This is a genomic window from Pseudomonas sp. H3_E04 (assembly GCF_054668915.1).
Genome location: NZ_CP162797.1, coordinates 689,137 through 710,197, shown reverse-complemented (window position 1 = coordinate 710,197; position 21,061 = coordinate 689,137). Strand labels below are relative to the sequence as shown.

The following is a 21,061-nucleotide window of genomic DNA, read 5'->3' as shown; positions in this document are numbered from 1 at the left end:
CGGTTGGCCCCGAAAGTGGGGAATCGGGTGAAGGGGTCACAACGGCGCATCCATCGCCAACCCCTGCAGACGCCGGTACTGACGCAGCACATTCGGCACATAGCGCTGGGTTTCGGCGAACGGTGGAATCACCCGACCACGGCTGAGCACCGCATCCGGCCCGGCGTTGTAAGCCGCCACGGCGAGAGCGATGTCGTTGTTGAACAGGGTCATCAGGCGCTTGAGGTATCTGGCCCCGCCCTGAATATTGGCCTTTGGGTCATAGACGTCGGTCACGCCCAGCTCGCGCGCGGTGTCAGGCATCAATTGCATCAGCCCAGCCGCGCCTTTGGCTGAAGTGGCGCCGGGGTTGTAACGCGACTCGGCGTTGATCACCGCGTGCAACAGCGCCTCGGGCAATTGGTTGACCCTGGCCGCTGCAGAAACCAGCTCTGCGTAGGGCTGATTGGCGATCATTTGTGGCTGCTGATCGAGGCTGGCCACTGCGGCGTCCGCCTCGTGAATGACCCGTTCGTAAGTGCGTCCGGGCCGGTGCACGTTGGACAGCACGTAGCTGCCCTTGGCGTCCATGGAGATGAAAACATCGGCTTGCACGGCGCCGCTGAGCAGCACACATCCGAGCAATCCACTGGCGAGAAATTTCATGTCGGGCCTCCCCGGACCGGCCCCCGATAAATTGGGGGAAATGCCCCAGTGGCCGATCACGATCGAGCTCTACGCAAGCACTGTGCCGTTTCCTCAAAGGCCCGAATGACGAGGCCTCCAGCGCGGCAGATGATTTCCTGCGGGGCTGAGCATGGCAATTGCATAGGCCCATGTGGCGACTCGATTGCCATCTACGGGAGATCATCATGAAGCTGCCCTTTCGTCCGCGTGACCAACGCGGTTTTACCCTGCTTGAACTGCTCGTGGTGCTGGTGGTGCTCGGCCTGCTGGCCGGTATCGTCGCGCCGAAATACTTCGCCCAGCTCGGTCGCTCCGAGGTCAAGGTGGCCAAGGCGCAAATCGAAGGTTTGAGCAAAGCGCTGGATTTGTATCGCCTGGAAGTCGGCCATTACCCGTCTACCGAACAAGGCCTGCAGGCGCTGGTACTGGCACCCAGTGACGAGGCGAAATGGACCGGCCCATACCTGCAAAAGAAGCTGCCGCAGGATCCATGGGGCCGTAACTACGCCTACCGCTACCCGGGCGAAAACAGCGAGTACGACTTGCTGTCGATGGGCAAGGACGGCCAGCCCGGCGGCGAAGGCGAGAACGCTGAAGTGACCAACTGGCAATGAGCGGAGCGCGGCCCATGCGATTTCATCTCAAAGCGGTCGGCAAGGCTGGCGTGGTGTCGATGCGCGTCGAAGCGCCGGGGGACAGCGAGGCGCGACGGATCGCCGAGGACCAGGGTCTGCGGGTGCTCAGTGTGCACGCCGACAAGCACTGGCGTGCGCTGAAACTGCGTCAGCGCGAGACCTTCAACCTGGTGCTGTTCAGCCAGGAACTGACCACCCTGCTCAACGCAGGCCTGCCACTGATCGATGCGCTGGAAAGCCTCGCCGAAAAGGAAAGCGCCCCCGCTGCGCGCAAGACCCTCAGTGAACTGGTGCGCCTGCTTTACGAAGGCAAATCCTTCTCACAGGCGCTGGCCCAGTTGTCGGCGGTTTTTCCGCCGTTGTACGTGGCGCTGGTGCAGTCCAGCGAGAAGACCGGCGCGGTCGGCGATGCCTTGGGCCGTTACGTCAGTTATCGCCAGCGCATGGACGAGGTGCGGCAGAAGATCATCAGCGCTTCGATCTACCCGATGCTCTTGCTGGTGGTCGGCGGTGGCGTGGTGTTGTTCCTGATGGGCTACGTGGTGCCGCGTTTCAGTCTGGTATTTGAAGGGCTGGGCAATAACCTGCCGTGGCTGTCGCAGGTATTGATGAGCAGCGGCATGTTTCTGCATGCGCACCAGGCGCAGTTCTTCGGTGCTCTGGCGGCGCTGGTCATTGCCCTCGCCGTAGCGCAGAAACAACCGGCGTTTCGCCGTGGGCTGGATCGCCTGGTGGAGAAACTGCCGGCCGTGCATCAACGGATTTTCATGTATGAGCTGGCGCGGTTCTATCGCTCGCTGGGGATCCTGCTGCAGGGCGGGATTCCGCTGGTGACGGCAATGGGCATGGTTCGAGGCTTGCTCACCGTGGCCTCGCGCACGCGCCTGGATCAAGCCTGCGAACGGGTCCGCGAGGGCCAGTCCTTGTCAGCCGCACTGGAACTCAATCACTTGGTGACGCCGGTATCGCTGCGTCTGCTGCGGGCAGGCGAGCAGTCCGGCAACCTCGGTCAGATGATGGAGCGCAGCGCCGACTTCTACGACGAGGAAATCAGCCGCTGGCTGGAATGGTTCGTGAAACTGTTCGAGCCACTGTTGATGACTTTCATCGGCCTGCTGATCGGCGTCATCGTGATCCTGATGTACATCCCGATTTTCGAGTTGGCCTCGAGTATTCACTGACCACGGGAACGGGTCGGATCCCGGCAGCAGCGCACTGTACGTTCCCAAACAAAACCATAAACACGGAGAACGATATGCAGATCAAAAAGCTCGTGCTTGCAATGGCCATCGGCGCCGTTCTGTCAGCGTCTACCGTAATGATTCCGGACAGTTTGTCCGGGGTGTCCAGTGCACATGCCAAGGATGGGGGAAGCGGCGGCGGAAGTGGTGGGAGCGGCGGCGGTGGCGGCGGTGGGAGCGGCGGCGGCGGTGGCGGTGGGAGCGGCGGCGGCGGCGGTGGGAGCGGCGGAGGCGGAGGTGGTGGTGGTGGTGACGGTGGCAATGGTGGAGGAAGTGGCGGTAATGGCAGTGGCGGAGGAAGCGGTGGCGGCGGCCATGGCGGTGGTGGCAACAGCGGCAGCGGTAATGACGGCAACAGTGGCCACAGCGGCAGCGACCATGGATCGAGCCATTCGGGCAACAGTGCGTCTTCCTCTTCCGGCCGCAGCGGCACCCATGCCGAACCAGGGGATGACCATGGCGTCCATCGCGCTGGCGAGTTAGGCGACGACCATGGCGTCCATCGCGCCGGTGAAGTGGGCGATGACCATGGCGTGCATGTCGGCGGCGAACCGGCCGATGACAAGCGCGCCAACTAAGCGACTTTGAAAGCACCGACAATCTACTGTGGGAGCGAGCCTGCTCGCGAAAGCGGTCTGCCAGTCAGCACTTCAGCGTCTGAACGATCGCCATCGCGAGCAGGCTCGCTCCCACAGAATCAACAGCGAGCACAAAACCGGCAGACAACCCTATTAATTGTGGGAGCAAAGCCTGCTCACTCCCACAGGATCAACGGCGTGCACAAAACCAGCACACAACCCTATTAATTGTGGGAGCGAGCCTGCTCGCGAAAGCGGTCTGCCAGTCAGCACTTCAGCGTCTGAACGATCGCCATCGCGAGCAGGCTCGCTCCCACAGAATCAACAGCGAGCACAAAACCGGCAGACAACCCTATTAATTGTGGGAGCAAAGCCTGCTCACTCCCACAGGATCAACGGCGTGCACAAAACCAGCACACAACCCCATTAATTGTGGGAGCGAGCCTGCTCGCGAAAGCGGTCTGCCAGTCAGCACTTCAGCGTCTGGATGATCGCCATCGCGAGCAGGCTCGCTCCTACAGTTTGGTCAGCGTAAGGATCAAAGATTCACATGACTCTGGTTAAGCCGTTCTCGCAAAAACTCCACCAGCGCCTGCACCGGCCGCGAAGCCTGGCGATGCTGCGGATAAACCGCCGACAAGGTCAGCGGCTCCGGGCGCAGGTCGTCCAGCACCGGCACCAGCCGCCCGTCCTTCAACGCCGCACCGACGATGAACGTCGGCAGATAGGTAATCCCCATCCCCTGCACCGCGGCGTCTCGCAGCAGTTCGCCGTTGTTCACCCGCATGCGCCCGGTGACGTTGATCAGCACTGGTTTGCCCGGCGCTTCATTGAAGCGCCATTGCACCGAGCGCCCGTGGCCGTAAGGCAGGCAGTCGTGGCTGTGCAGGTCTTCAGGTTTGAGTGGCGTGCCGCGTTCGGCAAGGTACGCCGGGCTGGCGCAGTAGACCCGCTCGATGCTGGCGATACGTCGGGCGATCAGTGTCGAATCTTCCAGCACGCCGATGCGCAGGGCCAGGTCGTAACCTTCGCCGAGCAGGTCCACCGGGCGATCGCTCAAATCGACCTCGACAGTGACCTCGCGATAGCGCTGCAGGAATAGCGGTAGCAGACAACCCAGATGCGCCACGGCGAACGACAGCGGCGCGCTCAGGCGAATCGTGCCGCGTGGCTCAGCGGTTTCGCCGGCGATGCCCTGCTCGACCTGCTCTACCTCACCCAGCAAGCGCAGCGCCGATTCGTAGTAGCTCTGCCCCAGGGGGGTGACGTCGAGGCGGCGGGTCGAGCGATTCAACAAGCGCACACCGAGGCGCTCTTCCAGTTGCATCAAACGGCGGCTGACGAACTGCTTGGACAGTCCCAACTGATCGGCCGCGGCGGTGAAGCTGCCGGAGTCCATGACCTGGCAAAAAATACGCATGTCTTCGAACGGGTTCATTGTCACTCTCTGGTGGACAGTTAAACGCTTTATAGCCGCTTTTTCGCTTTTCAGCAGCCCATTAATCTGTGCTCACGGTGTTGCTGAGGCCGCAAACCCAGTGCCACAGCAGCCCGCAATTCAGGCAAACAATCAAAATCATTCAAAAGGATTTCCACCCATGAACATCGTCAAGAAAACCCTCGCCGCGTCGCTCCTCGCCCTGTCCGTCAGCAGCGCTTTCGCCGCTGGCAGCCCTGGCGTCGAACACAATACCCAAGCATTCCTCGATGCCCTCGCCGCTGGCGGTGGTCGTCCTCTGGAACAACTGAGCCCGAAAGACGCCCGTGCAGTGCTGACCGGTGCACAGGCTTCGGTGAAGGTTGATCTGTCCGGTGTGGAAGTCAGCGACAAGGCGATCAAGGTCGATGGCCAGACCATCAACCTGAAAGTGGTGCGCCCGGCCAAGGTCAAAGGCGAGTTGCCGGTGTTCATGTTCTTCCACGGTGGCGGCTGGGTGCTGGGTGACTTCCCGACGCATCAGCGCCTGATTCGTGATCTGGTGGTCGGCTCTGGCGCTGTTGCGGTGTATGTCGACTACACGCCGTCGCCGGAAGCGCAGTACCCGACCGCGATCAATCAGGCTTACGCCGCAACCAAATGGGTGGCCGAGCACGGCAAGGACATCGGTGTCGATGGCAAACGGCTGGCGGTGGCCGGAAACAGCGTCGGAGGCAACATGGCGGCGGTCGTGGCGTTGATGGCCAAGGAGCAGAAAGCCCCGGCCCTGCGCTTCCAGCTGTTGATGTGGCCGGTGACCAATGCGCAGTTCGACGACGGTTCGTACGAGCAATTTGCCGAGGGCCACTTCCTCACCAAAGGCATGATGCAGTGGTTCTGGGACAACTACACCACCAACCCGGCCGAGCGTGCGCAGATCCATGCCTCGCCGCTCAACGCCAACGCCGAACAGCTCAAGGGCCTGCCCGCTGCGCTGGTGCAGACCGCCGAGTTCGACGTGCTGCGTGACGAAGGCGAAGGTTATGCCCGGCACTTGGATGCGGCCGGCGTGCCGGTGACCTCGGTGCGTTACAACGGGATGATTCATGACTTCGGCCTGCTCAATCCCCTGAGCCAGATTCCGGAAGTCAAAGCAGCGGTGCGTCAGGCGGCGGCCGAGCTGAAGACTCATCTGAATCCATAAAAGCAAAAGATCGCAGCCTGCGGCAGCTCCTACCCTGGAATACGATTCCCTGTAGGAGCCGCCGCAGGCTGCGATCTTTTTTCTCATCAGCGTCGCGGAGTACCGGTCATGACTCTTTTCTACGCCCACCTGCTGTCCTGGAGCGCTGTGCTGTTGCTGCTCGACGCCGCGCTCTGGCATTTCTCGCCCTTCAGCCATCGCGCGCCGCGAGTCGGCGTACGTCTGGCGTTGTTTCTGGCATTCAGCGCGCTGGTGATCAATGCCGGTGTCAGCCCGTTGCAGGCGCCGCTGTTCGCCGATGATCGCGTGGCGCAACTGGGTGCGACGGCGTTGGGGATTCTTTGGTGGCTGTACGCGGCACGGGTGCTGACCGAAGTGATCGGCCTGGCGCTGATGCGCCGCATCGGTCACAGCGGTCGCTTGCTGCAAGACGTCATCGGTGCGCTGGTGTTTCTGGTCGCGATTGTCGCGGCGGCCGGCTACGTGCTGGAGCTGCCGGTCAAAGGTCTGCTGGCCACCTCCGGGGTGGTCGCCATCGTGGTCGGTCTGGCGCTGCAAAGCACCCTCGCCGACGTGTTTTCCGGCATCGTCCTCAACACCACCAAGCCGTATCAGGTGGACGATCTGGTGATGATCGACGGCGTCGAAGGCAAGGTCTTCGATATCGACTGGCGCGCCACGCACTTGCTGACCAGCGCCGGCACCATGGCGGTGGTGCCGAACTCGGTGGCGGCCAAGGCGAAGATCGTCAACCTCAGCCGGCCGAGCAACATGCACGGCGTGTCGATCAGCATCCAGGTGCCCAACCACATTCGTCCGCGTCGGGTACTCGATGCCCTTGACCGCACCTTGCAAGGCAGCAGCTCGCTGTTGCTCAGCCCGGCGCCGAAAGCCGTGCTCAAAGAGGCCGGCGAAAGCATGTCGGAATACGTTGCCAGCGGTTTCATCGCCGAGCTGGGCAAGAAGAGCGAAGTGCGCAATCAACTGTTCGACCTCGCCCACCGCCATCTCGAAGCGGCGGGTATTTCGCGGCATCCCGACGGCGTGATCGAACCGTCGAGCCGTGCTCGTGCATTGCTGGATGAGGTGAAGATTTTCCGCTCGCTGAGCAGTGAAGAACGAGATCGCCTGGCTGAGTCGATGGTCGCGCAGCAATACACCGCGGGTCAGGTGGTGCTCGATCTGGACGAGGTGCCGGACAGTCTGTTCGTGATTGCCACGGGCGTGGTCAGCGCGACGGTGCCGGACGGCAATGGCCAGACCGAGGCCGGGCGCATGGGGCCGAGCGAAGTCATGGGTGAGCAGAGCATTCTTGCCGATACACCGTCGCAAGCGACGTTCACGGCGCTGACGTCGAGCATCATCTATCGCCTCGACAAACAGTTGACCCGTGAGTGCATGGACAAGCGCAGCGAAGTCGGCCGGGCCTTGAACAAGTTGCAGGCGGTGCGTCAGCAGAACAGTCGCCTCGCGTTGATGGCCAAACCGGTGGCGGTGAAAAAAGGTGGTTTCCTGGGTTGGTTGCAAAAACGCTAACAGCAAAAGATCGCAGCCTTCGGCGGCTCCTACAGCGAAAATGCGTTCCCATGCAGGAGCTGCCGAAGGCTGCGATCTTTCGATTTTCTTACTTGGCGGTGAACTTGGTGTAGCTGTTGATCAGGTTACGATAGTTAGGCAGACGCTCGGACAGCAGATGCGCCAGACCTTCCATGTCGTTGCGCCAGTCGCCTTGCAGCTCGCAGGCCACAGCGAACCAGTTCATCAGGTGTGCACCGGCGGCGGACATGCGCGCCCACGCCGCTTGTTGCACGGTGGTGTTGAAGGTACCCGACGAGTCGGTGACGACGAACACTTCGAAGCCTTCAGCAATCGCCGACAGGGTCGGGAAAGCTACGCAAACGTCGGTCACTACACCGGCGATGATCAGTTGCTTGCGGCCGGTGGCCTTGATCGCTTTGACGAAGTCTTCGTTGTCCCAGGCGTTGATCTGGCCTGGACGCTGAATGAACGGCGCGTCCGGGAATTGCTCGAGCAGCTCAGGCACGATCGGGCCGTTGGGACCTGCGTCGAAGCTGGTGGTCAGAATGGTCGGCAGTTTGAAGAACTTGGCGATGTCGCCCAGTGCCAGCACGTTGTTCTTGAACTCGTTCGGCGAGAAATCCTGCACCAGCGAGATCAGACCGGTCTGGTGATCGACCAGCAGGACGACGGCATCATCTTTGTTCAGACGCTTGTAAGGAACGCTCATGGCAAAACTCCTGGATGGATGGTTGTTGCGGGAAGCGCCGGCCCTGATGACCAGCGCTTTTTTCAAACTCAGAACGCGAAGCAGGAACAGCCGAACGCGCCCCAGAAACCGGCGAAATCGCTGACCGGCGCATTCGACATCCGCGCCTTTTCATGGCTGTGGGTGTGCACGGCGCACGGCCCGCTGCACTGGTGAACCTGCGCCTGCAGTGGCGAGTTCGGGCGCCAGTGGCCCGGGACCTTGACCACTGGCGACCAGTCCGGCAGCACCGGAATCGAACGCGGGCCGAGGTCTTCGAAGTCCCCGGCGGCGTAGACGATCTTGCCGCCGACCACGGTCATGACCGACTCGATCCACTTGATCGCTTCTTCCTCAACGCTGAAGAAGTCCGCGCTCAGTGCCGCGAGGTCTGCCAGTTGGCCGACGCGGATCTGGCCCTTCTTGCCCTGCTCCGAGGAAAACCAGGCGCTGCCGTGGGTGAACAGTTCCAGCGCGGTGCTGCGTGGCAGACCTTCTTCGTACAGGGCCAGACCGCCAACGGTGCGACCGCTGACCATCCAGTACAGCGAGGTCCACGGGTTGTAGCTCGATACGCGCGTGGCGTCGGTGCCGGCGCCGACCGGCACGCCTTCGGCGAGCATGCGCTTGATCGGTGGCGTGGCCTCGGCGGCTTGTTTGCCGTAGCGATCGACGAAGTATTCGCCCTGGAACGCCATGCGATCCTGAATTGCGATGCCGCCGCCGAGCGCTTTCACACGTTCGATGTTTTGCGGGGTGATGGTTTCAGCGTGGTCGAAGAACCACGGCAGACCGTTGAACGGAATGTCGCGGTTGACCTTCTCGAACACGTCGAGCATGCGGCTGATCGATTCGTTGTACGTGGCGTGCAGACGGAACGGCCAGCGCTGCTCGACCAGGTGCCGCACCACCGGTTCCAGCTCCTGTTCCATGGTCTGCGGCAGGTCCGGGCGCGGTTCGAGGAAGTCTTCGAAGTCGGCAGCGGAGAACACCAGCATTTCGCCGGCGCCGTTGTGGCGCAGATAATCGTCGCCTTGATGCAGCTTGACGCTACCGGTCCAGTTCTGGAAATCGGTCAGCTCTTCTTTCGGCTTCTGGGTGAACAGGTTGTAGGCGATGCGCACGGTCAACTGGTCGTCTTTGGCCAGTTGCTCGATTACCTGGTAATCGTCCGGATAGTTCTGGAAACCACCGCCGGCGTCGATTGCACTGGTGAGGCCCAGGCGATTGAGTTCGCGCATGAACTGGCGAGTAGAGTTGACCTGATATTCCAGCGGCAGCTTCGGCCCCTTGGCCAGGGTCGAGTAGAGAATCATCGCGTTCGGCCGCGCGACCAGCATGCCGGTCGGGTTACCGTTGCTGTCGCGCACGATCTCGCCGCCCGGCGGGTTCGGTGTGTCGCGGGTGTAACCGGCCACGCGCAGAGCGGCGCGGTTGAGCAGCGCACGGTCGTAGAGGTGCAGGATGAACACCGGAGTATCCGGCGCGGCCTGGTTGATTTCTTCCAGGGTCGGCATGCGTTTTTCGGCGAACTGGAATTCGTTCCAGCCACCGACTACACGCACCCATTGCGGGGTCGGTGTGCGATCGGCCTGATCCTTGAGCATGCGCAGCGCGTCGGCGAGCGACGGCACGCCTTCCCAACGCAGTTCGAGGTTGTAGTTCAAGCCGCCACGAATCAGGTGCAGGTGCGAGTCGTTGAGGCCAGGGATGACGCAGCGGCCCTTCATGTCGACCACTTGTGTGGCGCTGCCTTTGAGGGCCATGGCCTCGGCATCGTTACCAACGGCGACGAAGCGCCCGTCCTTGATCGCCACCGCACTGGCCAGTGGTTTTTCCCGGTCTACGGTATGAAATTGGCCATTGAATAAAATCAGATCGGCGCTCATCGCAGTTCCTCAAGCAAAAGTGAAAAGAAGCAAACCCCGCTCAACGCGGCGAGGTTTCTTGGGAATCGAGGTGTTCATGGGAATCGAGGTGTTCATGGGCCTGGCTGGCTTCCAGCCACGGGGTGAACAAACGGGTGACCGGCGGCATCACCACGTAGACCACCGAGAGGACGATGGTCAGGGTGATCAGGAACGTGGCGACCACGTAGTTGGACAGAAGCGGATGCAGCGCCAGCAACGGGCCCCAGATCAGCGGCACCAGCAGGGTATGCGGCAGAATCACCAACAGCGTGACGACAGCCTGCTTCCAGCGCGGCGGCGGCGAGCCTGCTTCGGCCAGCGGTGTGAACCAGAACTCATTGACCGGCGCGACTTCGGTCTGATCGCCGTCGGCCAGCATCGGTGCGGCTTCAGCCACCAGCGCCTGACGCTCGGAGGATTCCAGCCAGCCCTGCATCGCTTCGGTGGAGCTGAAGCGCAATACGCAAGTGTAAAAATCCAGACGCCCGCGCTTGCCGCGCACCACGTCCACACCCAAATGCCCTTCGCGCTGACCGGCGACGCGTACGATGTTGCGCAGCCATGCTTCATACGCCGACTCGAAACCGGCCTTGACCGAGTGTTTGATGATCAACGTGACGGTCTCATCGGCCCCCGGTACTTGTGAATTGAGGACTTCAGGCATAACGCAGCACTCCGGGCAAACGAACAGGAATCGCCAGCCGTCCGGGCCCGGCGATCAAGACAGTGGTGAAAAGAATCAACAGCAACCAGCCAAACTGCCCTTCAGCCACACTCCATTGCGGATGCACGACCAGCAACGCCACGAGCAGTACAAAGAGAATAGGCAGGCAGGCCAATCGCGCCAGTACACCGGCGACGATCAGTAACGGGCAGAGGACTTCGGCGAAAATCGCCAGGATCAAGGTCAGGTGGGCACCGAGATGAAACGGGTCTTCGATCAGTTGCAGTTGCGCCGTGAAGTCGAGCAACTTGGGCAAGCCGTGCACCCACAACAGAAACAACCCGCCGCTGACCCGCAGGAACAGCAACCCGATGTCGCGCGCCTGTTCATCCCTCGTAGCAATCATGACCCGACCCTTTGAATGTCATTGACGGGAATCATGCCAAGGCCGGGGCGGAAGAAATTGGATGGGTGTGCTTAGTTGCTTTTCAGAGCACCGACGGTCTGCAGTCAGCCACAAAACATGTGGGAGTGGCGTCGTGCACTCAATTTGCGGAACGCCACAAAACCATGTGGGAGTGGGCTTGCTCACGAAGGCGTCAGATCAGTCTCATCCACATTGACTGGCACACCGCTTTCACGAGCAAGCCCGCTCCCACAGGGATTGGCGGCATGCACTCAATTTGCGGTACACCACAAAACATTGTGGGAGTGGGCTTGCTCACGAAGGCGTCGGGTCAGTCACATCCACGTTGACTGGCACACCGCTTTCGCGAGCAAGCCCGCTCCCACAGCGATTGGCGGCATGTACTCAATTTGCGGAACACCACAAAACATTGTGGGAGTGGGCTTGCTCGCGAAGGCGTCGGGTCAGTCACATCCACGTTGACTGGCACACCGCTTTCGCGAGCAGGCTCGCTCCCACAGGGATTGGCGGCATGCACTCAATTTGCGGACCGCCGCGAAACATTGTGGGAGTGGGCTTGCTCACGAAGGCGTCAGGTCAGTTGCATCTACGTTGACTGGCACACCGCTTTCGCGAGCAAGCCCGCTCCCACAGGGATTGGCGGCATGCGATCAATTTGCAGACCGCCACAAAAACATTGTGGGAGTGGGCTTGCTCACGAAGGCGTCAGATCAGTCACATCCACGTTGACTGGCACACCGCTTTCGCGAGCAGGCTCGCTCCCACAGGGATTGGCGGCATGCACTCAATTTGCGGACCATCACAAAACATTGTGGGAGTGGGTTTGCTCACGAAGGCGGCGGGTCGGTTGCATCTACGTTGACTGGCACACCGCTTTCGCGAGCAGGCTCGCTCCCACAGGGATCAGCGGCATGCACTCAATTTGCGGAACACCACAAAACATTGTGGGAGTGGGCTTGCTCACGAAGGCATCAGATCAGTCACATCCACGCTGACTGGCACACCGCTTTCGCGAGCAAGCCCGCTCCCACAGGGATCAGCGGCATGCGATCAATTTGCAGACCGCCACCTAAACAGTGTGGGAGCGAGCCTGCTCGCGAAGGCGTTGGGTCAGTCACATCCACATTGACTGGCACACCGCTTTCGCGAGCAAGCCCGCTCCCACAGGGATTGGCGGCATGTACTCAATTTGCAGTCAGCCACAAAACCATGTGGGAGTGGGCTTGCTCACGAAGGCGTCAGGTCGGTTGCATCTACGTTGACTGGCACACCGCTTTCGCGAGCAGGCTCGCTCCCACCGGGATCAGCGGCATGCACTCAATTTGCGGACCGCCGCGAAACATTGTGGGAGTGGGTTTGCTCACGAAGGCGTCAGATCAGTCACATCCACGTTGAATGGCACACCGCTTTCGCGAGCAGGCTCGCTCCCACAGGGATTGGCGGCATGTACTCAATTTGCGGACCGCCGCGAAACATTGTGGGAGTGGGCTTGCTCACGAAGGCGGCGGGTCAGTCACATCCACGTTGACTGGCACACCGCTTTCGCGAGCAGGCTCGCTCCCACAGGGATTGGCGGCATGCACTCAATTTGCGGACCGCCGCGAAACATTGTGGGAGTGGGCTTGCTCACGAAGGCGGCGGGTCAGTCACATCCACGTTGACTGGCACACCGCTTTCGCGAGCAAGCCCGCTCCCACAGGGATTGGCGGCATGTACTCAATTTGCAGACCGCCACAAAACCGTGTGGGAGTGGGCTTGCTCACGAAGGTATCAGGTCGGTTACAACGACGTTGACTGGCATACGGCTTTCGCGAGCAGGCTCGCTCCCACAGGAGAACTGCTTGTGTGATCGAAATCGGTTAAAGCGCTGGAATATCCAGCGGTGCCGCCATGAACTGGCTGATCCGCGAGCGTAGCCACTTTTCTGCCGGGTCGTTGTCGTGCACTCCGCTCCAGGCCATCGACAATTGCGCGGCATCGATCGGGAACGGCGGATCTTCGGCACGCAGGGCGCAGCCTTCAACAAGGGCACAGGCGGCATAATCCGGAACGGTGGCGATCATCTCGGTGCCAGCGAGCAAGGCACGCAAACCGCTGAACTGCGGCACGCCGAGAACCACCCGGCGGCAGCGGCCGATCTTGGCCAGATCCAGGTCGATATTGCCGCTCAGGTCGCCGGAGAACGACACCATCGCATGCGGACGCTCGCAATATTCATCGAGGGTCAGAGGCCCCGGACGGTCGTCGCCGCGCAGCACTTTGCAGGGAATATCACGGAGTTTCTTGCGTTTGGCATTGGCCGGCAGATCGGTAGTGTAGCTGACGCCCACGGAGATCTCCCCCGAAGCCAACAACGCCGGCATCAACAGGTAGTTGGCGCGGCGCACCACCACGACAATTCCCGGCGCCTCCTGCTGAAGCTGGCGCAACAGCGGCGGAAACAGACCGAACTCGGCGTCGTCCGACAGACCGATGCGAAACACGTCGCAACTGCTCGCCGGTTCGAATTCCTTGGCACGGCTGACCGCACCGGAAATCACATCCATCGCCGGTTGCAGTTCCTTGAGGATCGCCAGCGCGCGCGCCGTCGGCTCCATGCCGCGACCGTTGCGCAGCAGCAACGGATCGTCGAACAGATCGCGCAAACGCCCCAGTGCAGCGCTGACCGCCGGCTGGCCCATGAACAGTTTTTCGGCAACGCGGGTCAGGTTCTTTTCGAACATCAGCGCTTCGAAAATCACCAGCAGGTTCATGTCGACGCGGCGCAGATCGTTACGGTTCATGGGCGTGGTTTCCTTATCGGTGTCAGACGCTTTTTGCCACAGGCGCTGGGCACTTTACTCGATCAACGGCACTTTCGCCGCGCGTTTGTAAGGGCCGTACTCCACCGGCACCCACTGGAAATGTTTGCCCTCGGCGGCGATGTGACCGATGCCCGGAAACGGCAGATGCGCTGCCGTTACCCAGGTCTTGCTCGCTGCCGCAGCACTGAACACTGCCTGCCGACTGGCGATCGCTTGCTGACTGTTGACGTCGAAACTGATCGAGACTTCCGGGTGCAAAAACTGCACCGCGAGGTTGTGCACCAGATCGCCCATAAACACGATGCTCTGTTGCTGCGAGCTGAAGCGGTACGTGGTGCTGCCCGGCGTATGCCCGGCTTCAAGAGTTGCTTCGACCAGCCCGGGCAGCGGTGATTGCCCGGCGGCAAACGTCTTGAAGCGGCCAGAGGCAACATAGGGGGCAGTGGAATCCCGGGCAATTTTGAAGAACTCTTCGGCTCCCGCCGGGGCCCTGGCCAGCGCTGCCGGATCAAGCCAGTAATCTGCCTCTGCCTTGGCCGCATAGACGGTGGCATTGGTGAACAGCGGCTTCTTCTCTGCATCGACCAGACCACAGACGTGATCGAGGTGCAGGTGGGTCAGCAAAATTGTGTCGACCTGCTCAGGCTTGTAACCGGCGGCCTGCATGTTGGCCGAGAGTTGGCCTGCGGTGGCGCCGATGCACTGCCCTGCGCCGGTGTCGACCAGAATCAATTGTGTGCCGGTGTTGACCAGAAAGGCATTGAACGCCGTCTGCACGCCCGGGCTTTCAATCGAACGGCGTGCGAGCAGCGCGCGAATCTGGCTCTGGCTCATGCCCTGCAACAGCTTCGGCGACAAATCGTTGTAACCGTCGAACAACGCAGTGACTTCGTAATCGCCCACCGCCAAGCGGAAATAACCCGGCGCCTGAGTGCCCACCTGCGGTGCCTGCGCCATCGCGCCGGACATTGCCAGCATGACCGCCAGGGTCGTTGCTGCTTTCACCAAGCCTTTCATTGCATTCCCCTTTGAACCTGGCCAACGGCGGCCGCGCTTTGTCGACATCGTCGCGCAAAGCGCCGGGCGCTGACTTGCAAGGATGTGCTGAGTTCCAGCCTCAGCAAGGAAATTAACAACGATTAACTCGTCAGCCTCACGCCCTCGCCCAACAATGAAGTCCTCTGCGCAGCGTTGCTTTTTTGACCTGAGGGAATGCGCCGACCGTGTATTCCCCACCGACACGGACCTTGGCCATGGCTTATCTACAGCAAACCGTCGCCCTCGCCCCTGCCTGCGAACCGCGTAAAAACACGACTGGCGGACTCAGTCCTCAGCGCGAACGCCAGATCAAACAGTTGATTCTCGATCGCTTGGGCGAAAGTCTCGAAGTGGCTGAACTGGCCCGGGCCTGTTCACTGTCACGCAGTCATTTCTCCCGCGCATTCAAGTGCAGTACCGGCCTGTCGCCACAGGACTGGATCCGCGCCCAGCGCCTGGCTCGAGCCAAGCTGCTGATCCAGCACACCGACCTGAGCCTGACGCAGATCAGCCTGGAATGCGGCTTCTGCGATCAGGCGCACTTCTGCCATATGTTCACCCGCAGCGAGGGCATCAATCCCTTTGCCTGGCGCTGTCGAGTCATGGGCAAACCGAAAAACAACGCAGCGCAACCTGCGGTGTTTTGACTGCTGCCGTTACGCCACCCGTTGCACTGATGCCAAAACCTGAGGATTATGCCCGGACACCCCGGATCAGAAGGCCTGCGCATGCGCCAGGCACTGGTTCGCCCTGTCCGTCGCATCACCGCAGGAGCGCGCTGTTGAGTTTTCCCCCGAATCAGGCCATTGCGTTTGGCCCCTATCGGATTCATCCCGGGCAACGACTGCTACTTGAAGGCCAACAGCCTTTGCGCCTGGGACGGCGGGCGATGGACATCCTCCTGATTTTGCTGGCACACGCCGGTGAAGTGGTGAGCAAACAGCAATTGATGGCCGGGGTCTGGCCAGACAGTGTGGTTGAAGACATCAACTTGCGCGTGCACATGGCGGCGCTGCGCAAAGCGCTGGGCGACGGACAGAACGGTCAGCGCTACATCGTCACCGTGGCGCAGCGAGGCTACAGTTTTGTCGCACCGATCGTGCTCGACAGCATCGAACAAAAACCGGCAATGCCCGTCGCCAGACACAACCTGCCGCTGCGTCGCACGCGAATGATCGGCCGCCAGCCGCTGGTCGATCACTTGATTACGCAACTGCCGCGCCGGCGCTGCATTACCCTGGTCGGCCCCGGCGGCATCGGCAAGACCACCGTCGCCCTGCGCGTCGCCGAACAACTGATCGGCCAGTATCGCGACGGCATCCGCCTGGTCGATCTGGCACCCATCGTCGACCCCGCGCTGCTCGGCTCGCACCTGGCGACGCTGCTCGATCTGTCCGCGCCTGAAGGCGATGCGCAGGCTGGTGTGGTCGATGGCCTGCGTGAACGGCAAATGCTGCTGGTGATCGACAACTGCGAGCACCTGATTGATGCGATCGCGGCGCTCAGCGAGCAGATTCTGCGCGGCGCACCCAAGGTGCATATCCTCGCGACCAGTCGCGAGAGCCTGCGTGCTGAAGGTGAGTTTGTGCAGCGTCTGGAATCACTTGAATGCCCGTCCATGTCTACGCCGATGGAACCGGCCCAGGCGCTGGGCTTTGCTGCGTTGCAATTGTTTGTCGAACGCGCCACGGCTGCCCGGGAAAACTTTCAACTGAGCCACGCCGAACTGCCGCAAGCGATCGAGATCTGCCAGCGCCTGGACGGCATTCCGCTGGCACTGGAACTGGCCGCCGCACAGGTCGGCGAATTGGGTATGGATGGACTGCTCAAGCAGTTGCGCGAAGGTTTGCCGCCGCTGTCCGCTGGACAACACAGCAGTGCCGAGCGTCACCTGACCCTGCGCGCGACGATGGACTGGAGTTTCAACCTGCTCAACGGCTGCGAGCAAACCTGTCTGCGCCGTCTGGGCATTTTCCGCGGCAGCTTCACCCTCGCCTCGGCGGCGGCAGTGGTCATCGGCCAGCAGATCGATCCCGGCGCGGCGTTCACCGCCGTCACACAATTGGTGGCCAAATCCCTGCTTAGCGTCGAAGTGGGCGACGAAGATGTTTTCTATCGCCTCCTCGACACGACGCGCCACTACGCGCTGGAAAAACTCGAACAGGCCGAAGAGCTCAGCGCAACCCGCCAACGCCACGCCGAGCGCTGCCTGACACTGATGCAGCAGGCGCAGGCGGATTGGGACAATACTCCGACTGTATTGTGGATGGAGCGTTATGCCCGGGGCCTGGAAGATTTACGCGCGGCGCTGGACTGGAGCCTCAACGGTCCGGGACCGGATGAACTGGGCGTGCAACTGACAGCCGCGTCGGCACCGTTATGGCAAGAGCTGTCGTTGCTGCGCGATTACAGCCGCTATGTGCGCCGGGCGCTGAGTCTGCTGGAGCCTTCGCGAGCAGGCTCGCTCCCGCAGCCCTGCCCTCGCCTGCAAATCGCCTTGAAACTGGCGCTCGGCAGCGCCAGCTATCACACCTGGGGCGGCACGCCAAAAACCATCCAGGCCTTCGTCGACGCCTGCCGATTAGCCGAAGAACACGGCGATCTGGCCGGGCAACTGCGTGCGATATCGGGGCACATGGCGGTCAACCTGAGCTGCGGGCATTACCGCATGGCGCTCGCGCAGAGTGAGCAATTCGACCGCATCGGTGTGCACGGCGAGCCATTGCTGTCGCTGAGCACGCATCGCTTGCGCGTGCTCGCCCTGCATTATGCCGGCGACCAGCCGCAGGCCCGCGTACATGCCGAACAGGTGCTGCAACGCATGGCCCACAGCGGCCATCTCAATCGTTTCACCCATGGTTTTGGCGTGCAGTACGACCAGAGCGTCGCTTCGCTGACGGTACTGGCCCGGGTGCTGTGGTTGCAGGGCTTGCCTGAGCAGGCTTGGCGGGCGGCACGGCAAGCGCTGGACATTGCCGTGCAGATCAACCACGGAACCTCGATCTGCTACACCCTGGCGCTGGCCAGTTGTCTGATCGCCCATTACAACGGTGATCGCGACAACGCCCGAGCCCTGCTGCAGTTGCTGCTGGAACAATCGCAGAAGCATTCGGTGCTGCTGTTCAATAACTGGGGGCGGCAGTATGCGCAGGTGATCGATCCAGACAATGCCGCGCCCGTATCAGCGCAGAGCAGCGGTTTGATCCGGGAAGTGATGGTTACGCTGGATGAACGCTTTGTCGATGAGGCACTGGTGGAGCGAGCACGCAGTGGGGACGCGGGTTGGAGTACGGCGGAAATATTGCGGGCACGGGCAGCGGCGTTGTTGAAGAATTCACATAAGCCGCTTCGCGAGCAGGCTCGCTCCCACAAGGGGTCGGTGTCGGGCGCAAATTCCGAGTTGTGCGCTGATTCCTGTGGGAGCGAGCCTGCTCGCGAAGCGGCCCTCTCGGACACCGCTGAAACCCAAGCCGAACAAACCCTGCAACAAGCGCTGACCATTGCCAGAAGCCAAGGCGCGCTGGCCTGGGAACTGCGTAGCGCCACGGATCTCGCTGAACTGTGGCACCGCCAATTGCGCCACCGCGAAGCACTGGATCTGCTCACGCCAATCTACCAGCGCTTCACCGAAGGCTACGCCACTCCAGACTTGCGCAACGTGCGCCAGCTACTCGACAACCTGCGCGACCAGTGCCCGGCCTGACGTATTGCGCGTGCGGCTGAGATAGCGCGCATGACGCCGTTCCAGTTCAAGCCACTCGTCGCTGCGCTCAAGCCGATCACGCGCATAGCGGCGCACGGTGTTGAGCATCCAATAGCGAACCTTGGCCTGGATGGGTTGCTGAATCAGCAACGATTTGCGCGCCAGGTCTTCGATGATTGAGGTCAACCTGGAGCCGGCCAGATCCGCGCAGCTGACCACACTCACTGCAGCTTCCAGGGTAAACCCGCTGCCGAACACCGACAGACGCAGCAGCACACGCTGCTGCGTTTGCGTCAGGTACTGAAAGCTCCAATCGATGGCAGCGGCCATCGACTGATGGCGCGGTTCAGCAGTGCGCCGGCCTTGACCGAGCAACTGCAGACCGTTTTCAACCTGGGCCTGTAGACCGATCAAACCCAGCGCGTCGATCTGCGCCGCGGCGAGTTCGATCGCCAGCGGCAGACCGTCCAGTTGACGGCAGATCTCGCGCACGCCCGACAAATCCTGTTCACGTAAACTGAAGCCATGCTGCCTTGACCGCGCGCGATTGACGAACAACTGCACCGCCGGATAGCTCATGGCTTCTTCGACGGAATTCAATGTCGAGCGCTTGGGAATCGCCAACAGCGGCACGTAATGAACGGTCTCCTGCACTAATTGCAGGGCTTCGCGGCCGGTGACCAGAATCGACAGGCGAGGCGCAGCATGCAACAGGGTTTCAACCAGAGCCGCGCAGCTGTCGCGCTGGTGGTCGCAGTTGTCCAGTATCAGCAAGGCGTGGCGGCCGATCAGGGTGAAAAAGTCTGTGTTCAGGGTGTGCAACAGGTGGTCGAGCAAGGGCCGGTCATCTTCGAGGCTGGCAAGGTCGAACCACCAGGCGCCATCGCGAAAGTATTGCAGCAACAATTCCGCTACACGCAGTGCCACCGTGGTTTTGCCAACACCCGGCGCACCGGTAATCGTCATCAAGCGGCACGCCGGCATTTGTCGAACCAGACTACCGACCAAGGCATCGCGCCCACTGACTGGCGTCAGTCGTGCCGGAAGATTGTGCAGTCGCGTGAGCGCGGCAGCGGGCACGGTCAGCGCATCTCTTGTCCCCTTCTCCACCGGAGCGACAAAGCTGTAGCCGCACTGCGCCACGTGAATGATGAAACGCTGCCCGTTAATGCCGTCACCCAGTGCGCGGCGCAACGCCGCGATGTGCACCCGCAGGTTGATCTCTTCAACGATCGATGTCGGCCATACACGAGCAATCAACTGCTCTTTGCTGACCACCGTCCCCGCGTGTTCAAGCAGCACCTGCAGAATGTCCATGGCGCGCCCGCCCATGCGCAGCGGCTGTTCTCCTTCGAGAACCAAGCGTTGGCGCACATGGAAAGCGTACGGGCCAAAACGCAGCACCGAACCGAGGCTTGTGTCGTTGTGATTATCCATGCCAAACATCTTGGCACTCTCGCGTGACGATACAACCGCCACAGCCGACGCAGTACGGACATCCGACTGCGTCAGACGGACAGAACCGCTCTAGCTGAACTGTTCGCGGTATTGTAACGGCGTAAGACCGAGCTTTTCTGCGAACAACGAGCGCATATGCCGCACGCTGCCAAAGCCACTTTTGTAGGCAATGGTCTTGAGCGGCAGATCGCTGGTTTCCAACAGGTTTCGCGCGCAGTCGATGCGGGCATTCTGCAGAAACTCCATGGGAGTCATGTTGACGTCACGGGAGAACAGGCGAGCAAAGTGCCGTGCGCTCATGTTCGCCAATCCGGCCATGCGCTCCACTGTGAAGGGCTCATCCAGGTGTTCAAGGACGTAATTCTGCGCGCGGGTGATGGGCGTTTCTTGCGGTGAGACTGCCGCCATCAACGGGCTGAACTGCGCTTGCCCGCCCTGGCGCTTCATGACCACCAACAAGACCTTGGCGACGTCCTGGGCGATTTTCTTGCCGTGATCCCGGGCGACTACCGCCAGTGCCAGATCGATGCCGGCCGTCACGCCACCCGAGGTGATGAGATTACGATCCTCGACGTAGATCTGATCGGTGGTCACCGTGGTTTTCGGAAAAGCCTTGATCAGGCGCTCGGTGTAGTTCCAGTGCGTAGTGACGCGATAGCCATCAAGCAGGCAGGCATGGCCGAGGATAAAGGCGCCAGTGCAAATCGAACCGTAACGCTCCGCGCGCGGCACGGCTTTTTTCAACCAGCCAAACAGCTCGGGAAATCTCTGGTTATAGGCGCCGGGTCCGCCCGGCACCAATAGCAGGTCATAGCGCTCGGCCGCTTCGTCGATGTGCAAGTCAGCCTGAACCTGCACGCCATTGGACGCCCTCAGCAAGCCGCGCTCTGTGCCTAACGTCGTCAGTTGATAGTGCAGATCAGGCTTCAGATAACGGTTGGCGACTGAAAACACCTCCAGCGGCCCCGCCATGTCGAGCATCAGAAAGTCAGGGAACAGCACCATTGCTACGGTTTTCATCGCAGGTTTCACACATATTCAAGGGTCAAG

Annotated in this window: 17 protein-coding genes; 7 read left to right on the top strand and 10 right to left on the bottom strand. The window is 61.3% G+C overall.

Annotated elements, in window-relative coordinates:
- Positions 1-36 precede the first annotated feature (36 nt).
- Positions 37-645, bottom strand: coding sequence for a lytic transglycosylase domain-containing protein (locus tag AB4N53_RS03260; RefSeq protein WP_460118102.1), 609 nt, complete (start codon positions 643-645; stop codon positions 37-39).
- A gap of 206 nt (positions 646-851) precedes the next feature.
- Here AB4N53_RS03260 and gspG point away from each other — a divergent pair, with 206 nt between their 5' ends.
- From gspG to AB4N53_RS03245, 3 genes are all read left to right on the top strand, one after another.
- A complete protein-coding gene (gspG, locus tag AB4N53_RS03255; protein ID WP_460118100.1) occupies positions 852-1,280 on the top strand; it encodes a type II secretion system major pseudopilin GspG in 429 nt (142 codons plus the stop codon).
- Positions 1,281-1,294: 14 nt separating this feature from the next.
- The gene (locus tag AB4N53_RS03250) at positions 1,295-2,482 is read left to right on the top strand and encodes a type II secretion system F family protein (protein ID WP_460118098.1); all 1,188 of its coding nucleotides are present in this window, start codon (positions 1,295-1,297) and stop codon (positions 2,480-2,482) included.
- 74 nt (positions 2,483-2,556) lie between these two features.
- Complete coding sequence (locus AB4N53_RS03245; protein WP_460118096.1) at positions 2,557-3,120, top strand: hypothetical protein; 564 nt, start codon at positions 2,557-2,559, stop codon at positions 3,118-3,120.
- A gap of 538 nt (positions 3,121-3,658) precedes the next feature.
- Here AB4N53_RS03245 and AB4N53_RS03240 read toward each other — a convergent pair.
- Positions 3,659-4,558 carry a LysR family transcriptional regulator gene (locus tag AB4N53_RS03240; protein ID WP_460118094.1) on the bottom strand — a complete coding sequence of 300 codons (900 nt, stop codon included), beginning with the start codon at positions 4,556-4,558 and terminating at the stop codon, positions 3,659-3,661.
- Positions 4,559-4,718: 160 nt separating this feature from the next.
- Between AB4N53_RS03240 and AB4N53_RS03235 the strand changes: the two genes are divergently transcribed.
- Together AB4N53_RS03235 and AB4N53_RS03230 are read left to right on the top strand one after the other, a co-directional pair.
- A complete protein-coding gene (locus AB4N53_RS03235; protein ID WP_460118092.1) occupies positions 4,719-5,741 on the top strand; it encodes an alpha/beta hydrolase in 1,023 nt (340 codons plus the stop codon).
- Positions 5,742-5,849: 108 nt separating this feature from the next.
- On the top strand, positions 5,850-7,277 hold the full coding sequence (locus tag AB4N53_RS03230; RefSeq protein ID WP_460118090.1) for a mechanosensitive ion channel domain-containing protein: 1,428 nt from the start codon (positions 5,850-5,852) through the stop codon (positions 7,275-7,277).
- Between the two features lie 88 nt (positions 7,278-7,365).
- Here AB4N53_RS03230 and ycaC read toward each other — a convergent pair whose 3' ends face one another.
- The 6 genes from ycaC to AB4N53_RS03200 all read right to left on the bottom strand — a co-directional run bounded on the left by ycaC (position 7,366) and on the right by AB4N53_RS03200 (position 14,829).
- Positions 7,366-7,989, bottom strand: coding sequence for an isochorismate family cysteine hydrolase YcaC (ycaC, locus tag AB4N53_RS03225; protein WP_016774080.1), 624 nt, complete (start codon positions 7,987-7,989; stop codon positions 7,366-7,368).
- Between the two features lie 68 nt (positions 7,990-8,057).
- Positions 8,058-9,896 carry an amidohydrolase gene (locus tag AB4N53_RS03220; protein ID WP_042609477.1) on the bottom strand — a complete coding sequence of 613 codons (1,839 nt, stop codon included), beginning with the start codon at positions 9,894-9,896 and terminating at the stop codon, positions 8,058-8,060.
- A gap of 40 nt (positions 9,897-9,936) precedes the next feature.
- Entirely contained in the window at positions 9,937-10,581 is a 645-nt protein-coding gene (locus tag AB4N53_RS03215) for an antibiotic biosynthesis monooxygenase (protein WP_460118088.1), read from the bottom strand.
- Positions 10,574-10,987, bottom strand: coding sequence for a DoxX family protein (locus tag AB4N53_RS03210; protein ID WP_024012430.1), 414 nt, complete (start codon positions 10,985-10,987; stop codon positions 10,574-10,576). Before AB4N53_RS03210 ends, AB4N53_RS03215 begins: the two co-directional genes overlap by 8 nt.
- A 1,880-nt stretch (positions 10,988-12,867) precedes the next feature.
- Positions 12,868-13,791 (bottom strand): LysR family transcriptional regulator, encoded by a 924-nt coding sequence (locus AB4N53_RS03205; RefSeq protein ID WP_039762138.1) that lies wholly within the window; start codon positions 13,789-13,791, stop codon positions 12,868-12,870.
- A 54-nt stretch (positions 13,792-13,845) separates the two neighbouring features.
- On the bottom strand, positions 13,846-14,829 hold the full coding sequence (locus AB4N53_RS03200; protein WP_460118086.1) for an MBL fold metallo-hydrolase: 984 nt from the start codon (positions 14,827-14,829) through the stop codon (positions 13,846-13,848).
- 236 nt (positions 14,830-15,065) lie between these two features.
- Between AB4N53_RS03200 and AB4N53_RS03195 the strand changes: the two genes are divergently transcribed.
- A complete protein-coding gene (locus AB4N53_RS03195) occupies positions 15,066-15,497 on the top strand; it encodes a helix-turn-helix domain-containing protein (protein ID WP_125926667.1) in 432 nt (143 codons plus the stop codon).
- A gap of 134 nt (positions 15,498-15,631) precedes the next feature.
- Positions 15,632-18,553, top strand: coding sequence for an ATP-binding protein (locus AB4N53_RS03190; protein WP_460118083.1), 2,922 nt, complete (start codon positions 15,632-15,634; stop codon positions 18,551-18,553).
- Here AB4N53_RS03190 and AB4N53_RS03185 read toward each other — a convergent pair.
- Both AB4N53_RS03185 and AB4N53_RS03180 read right to left on the bottom strand, forming a co-directional pair.
- On the bottom strand, positions 18,518-19,990 hold the full coding sequence (locus tag AB4N53_RS03185; protein WP_460118080.1) for an ATP-binding protein: 1,473 nt from the start codon (positions 19,988-19,990) through the stop codon (positions 18,518-18,520). The genes AB4N53_RS03190 and AB4N53_RS03185 overlap by 36 nt on opposite strands.
- A gap of 90 nt (positions 19,991-20,080) precedes the next feature.
- Positions 20,081-21,031: a GlxA family transcriptional regulator gene (locus tag AB4N53_RS03180; RefSeq protein ID WP_460118077.1), complete on the bottom strand. Its 951-nt coding sequence runs from the start codon at positions 21,029-21,031 to the stop codon at positions 20,081-20,083.
- Positions 21,032-21,061 lie beyond the last annotated feature (30 nt).

Bases quoted from the DNA above. Each gene is read 5' to 3' on its own strand.
- AB4N53_RS03260 (WP_460118102.1), bottom strand. From the start codon at position 645: ATGAAATTTCTCGCCAGTGGATTGCTCGGATGTGTGCTGCTCAGCGGC.
- AB4N53_RS03200 (WP_460118086.1), bottom strand. From the start codon at position 14,829: ATGAAAGGCTTGGTGAAAGCAGCAACGACCCTGGCGGTCATGCTGGCA.
- AB4N53_RS03220 (WP_042609477.1), bottom strand. From the start codon at position 9,896: ATGAGCGCCGATCTGATTTTATTCAATGGCCAATTTCATACCGTAGAC.
- AB4N53_RS03250 (WP_460118098.1), top strand. From the start codon at position 1,295: ATGCGATTTCATCTCAAAGCGGTCGGCAAGGCTGGCGTGGTGTCGATG.
- AB4N53_RS03185 (WP_460118080.1), bottom strand. From the start codon at position 19,990: ATGGATAATCACAACGACACAAGCCTCGGTTCGGTGCTGCGTTTTGGC.
- AB4N53_RS03230 (WP_460118090.1), top strand. From the start codon at position 5,850: ATGACTCTTTTCTACGCCCACCTGCTGTCCTGGAGCGCTGTGCTGTTG.
- ycaC (WP_016774080.1), bottom strand. From the start codon at position 7,989: ATGAGCGTTCCTTACAAGCGTCTGAACAAAGATGATGCCGTCGTCCTG.
- AB4N53_RS03240 (WP_460118094.1), bottom strand. From the start codon at position 4,558: ATGAACCCGTTCGAAGACATGCGTATTTTTTGCCAGGTCATGGACTCC.
- AB4N53_RS03205 (WP_039762138.1), bottom strand. From the start codon at position 13,791: ATGAACCGTAACGATCTGCGCCGCGTCGACATGAACCTGCTGGTGATT.
- AB4N53_RS03245 (WP_460118096.1), top strand. From the start codon at position 2,557: ATGCAGATCAAAAAGCTCGTGCTTGCAATGGCCATCGGCGCCGTTCTG.
- AB4N53_RS03195 (WP_125926667.1), top strand. From the start codon at position 15,066: ATGGCTTATCTACAGCAAACCGTCGCCCTCGCCCCTGCCTGCGAACCG.
- AB4N53_RS03180 (WP_460118077.1), bottom strand. From the start codon at position 21,031: ATGAAAACCGTAGCAATGGTGCTGTTCCCTGACTTTCTGATGCTCGAC.
- AB4N53_RS03235 (WP_460118092.1), top strand. From the start codon at position 4,719: ATGAACATCGTCAAGAAAACCCTCGCCGCGTCGCTCCTCGCCCTGTCC.
- AB4N53_RS03215 (WP_460118088.1), bottom strand. From the start codon at position 10,581: ATGCCTGAAGTCCTCAATTCACAAGTACCGGGGGCCGATGAGACCGTC.
- AB4N53_RS03210 (WP_024012430.1), bottom strand. From the start codon at position 10,987: ATGATTGCTACGAGGGATGAACAGGCGCGCGACATCGGGTTGCTGTTC.
- gspG (WP_460118100.1), top strand. From the start codon at position 852: ATGAAGCTGCCCTTTCGTCCGCGTGACCAACGCGGTTTTACCCTGCTT.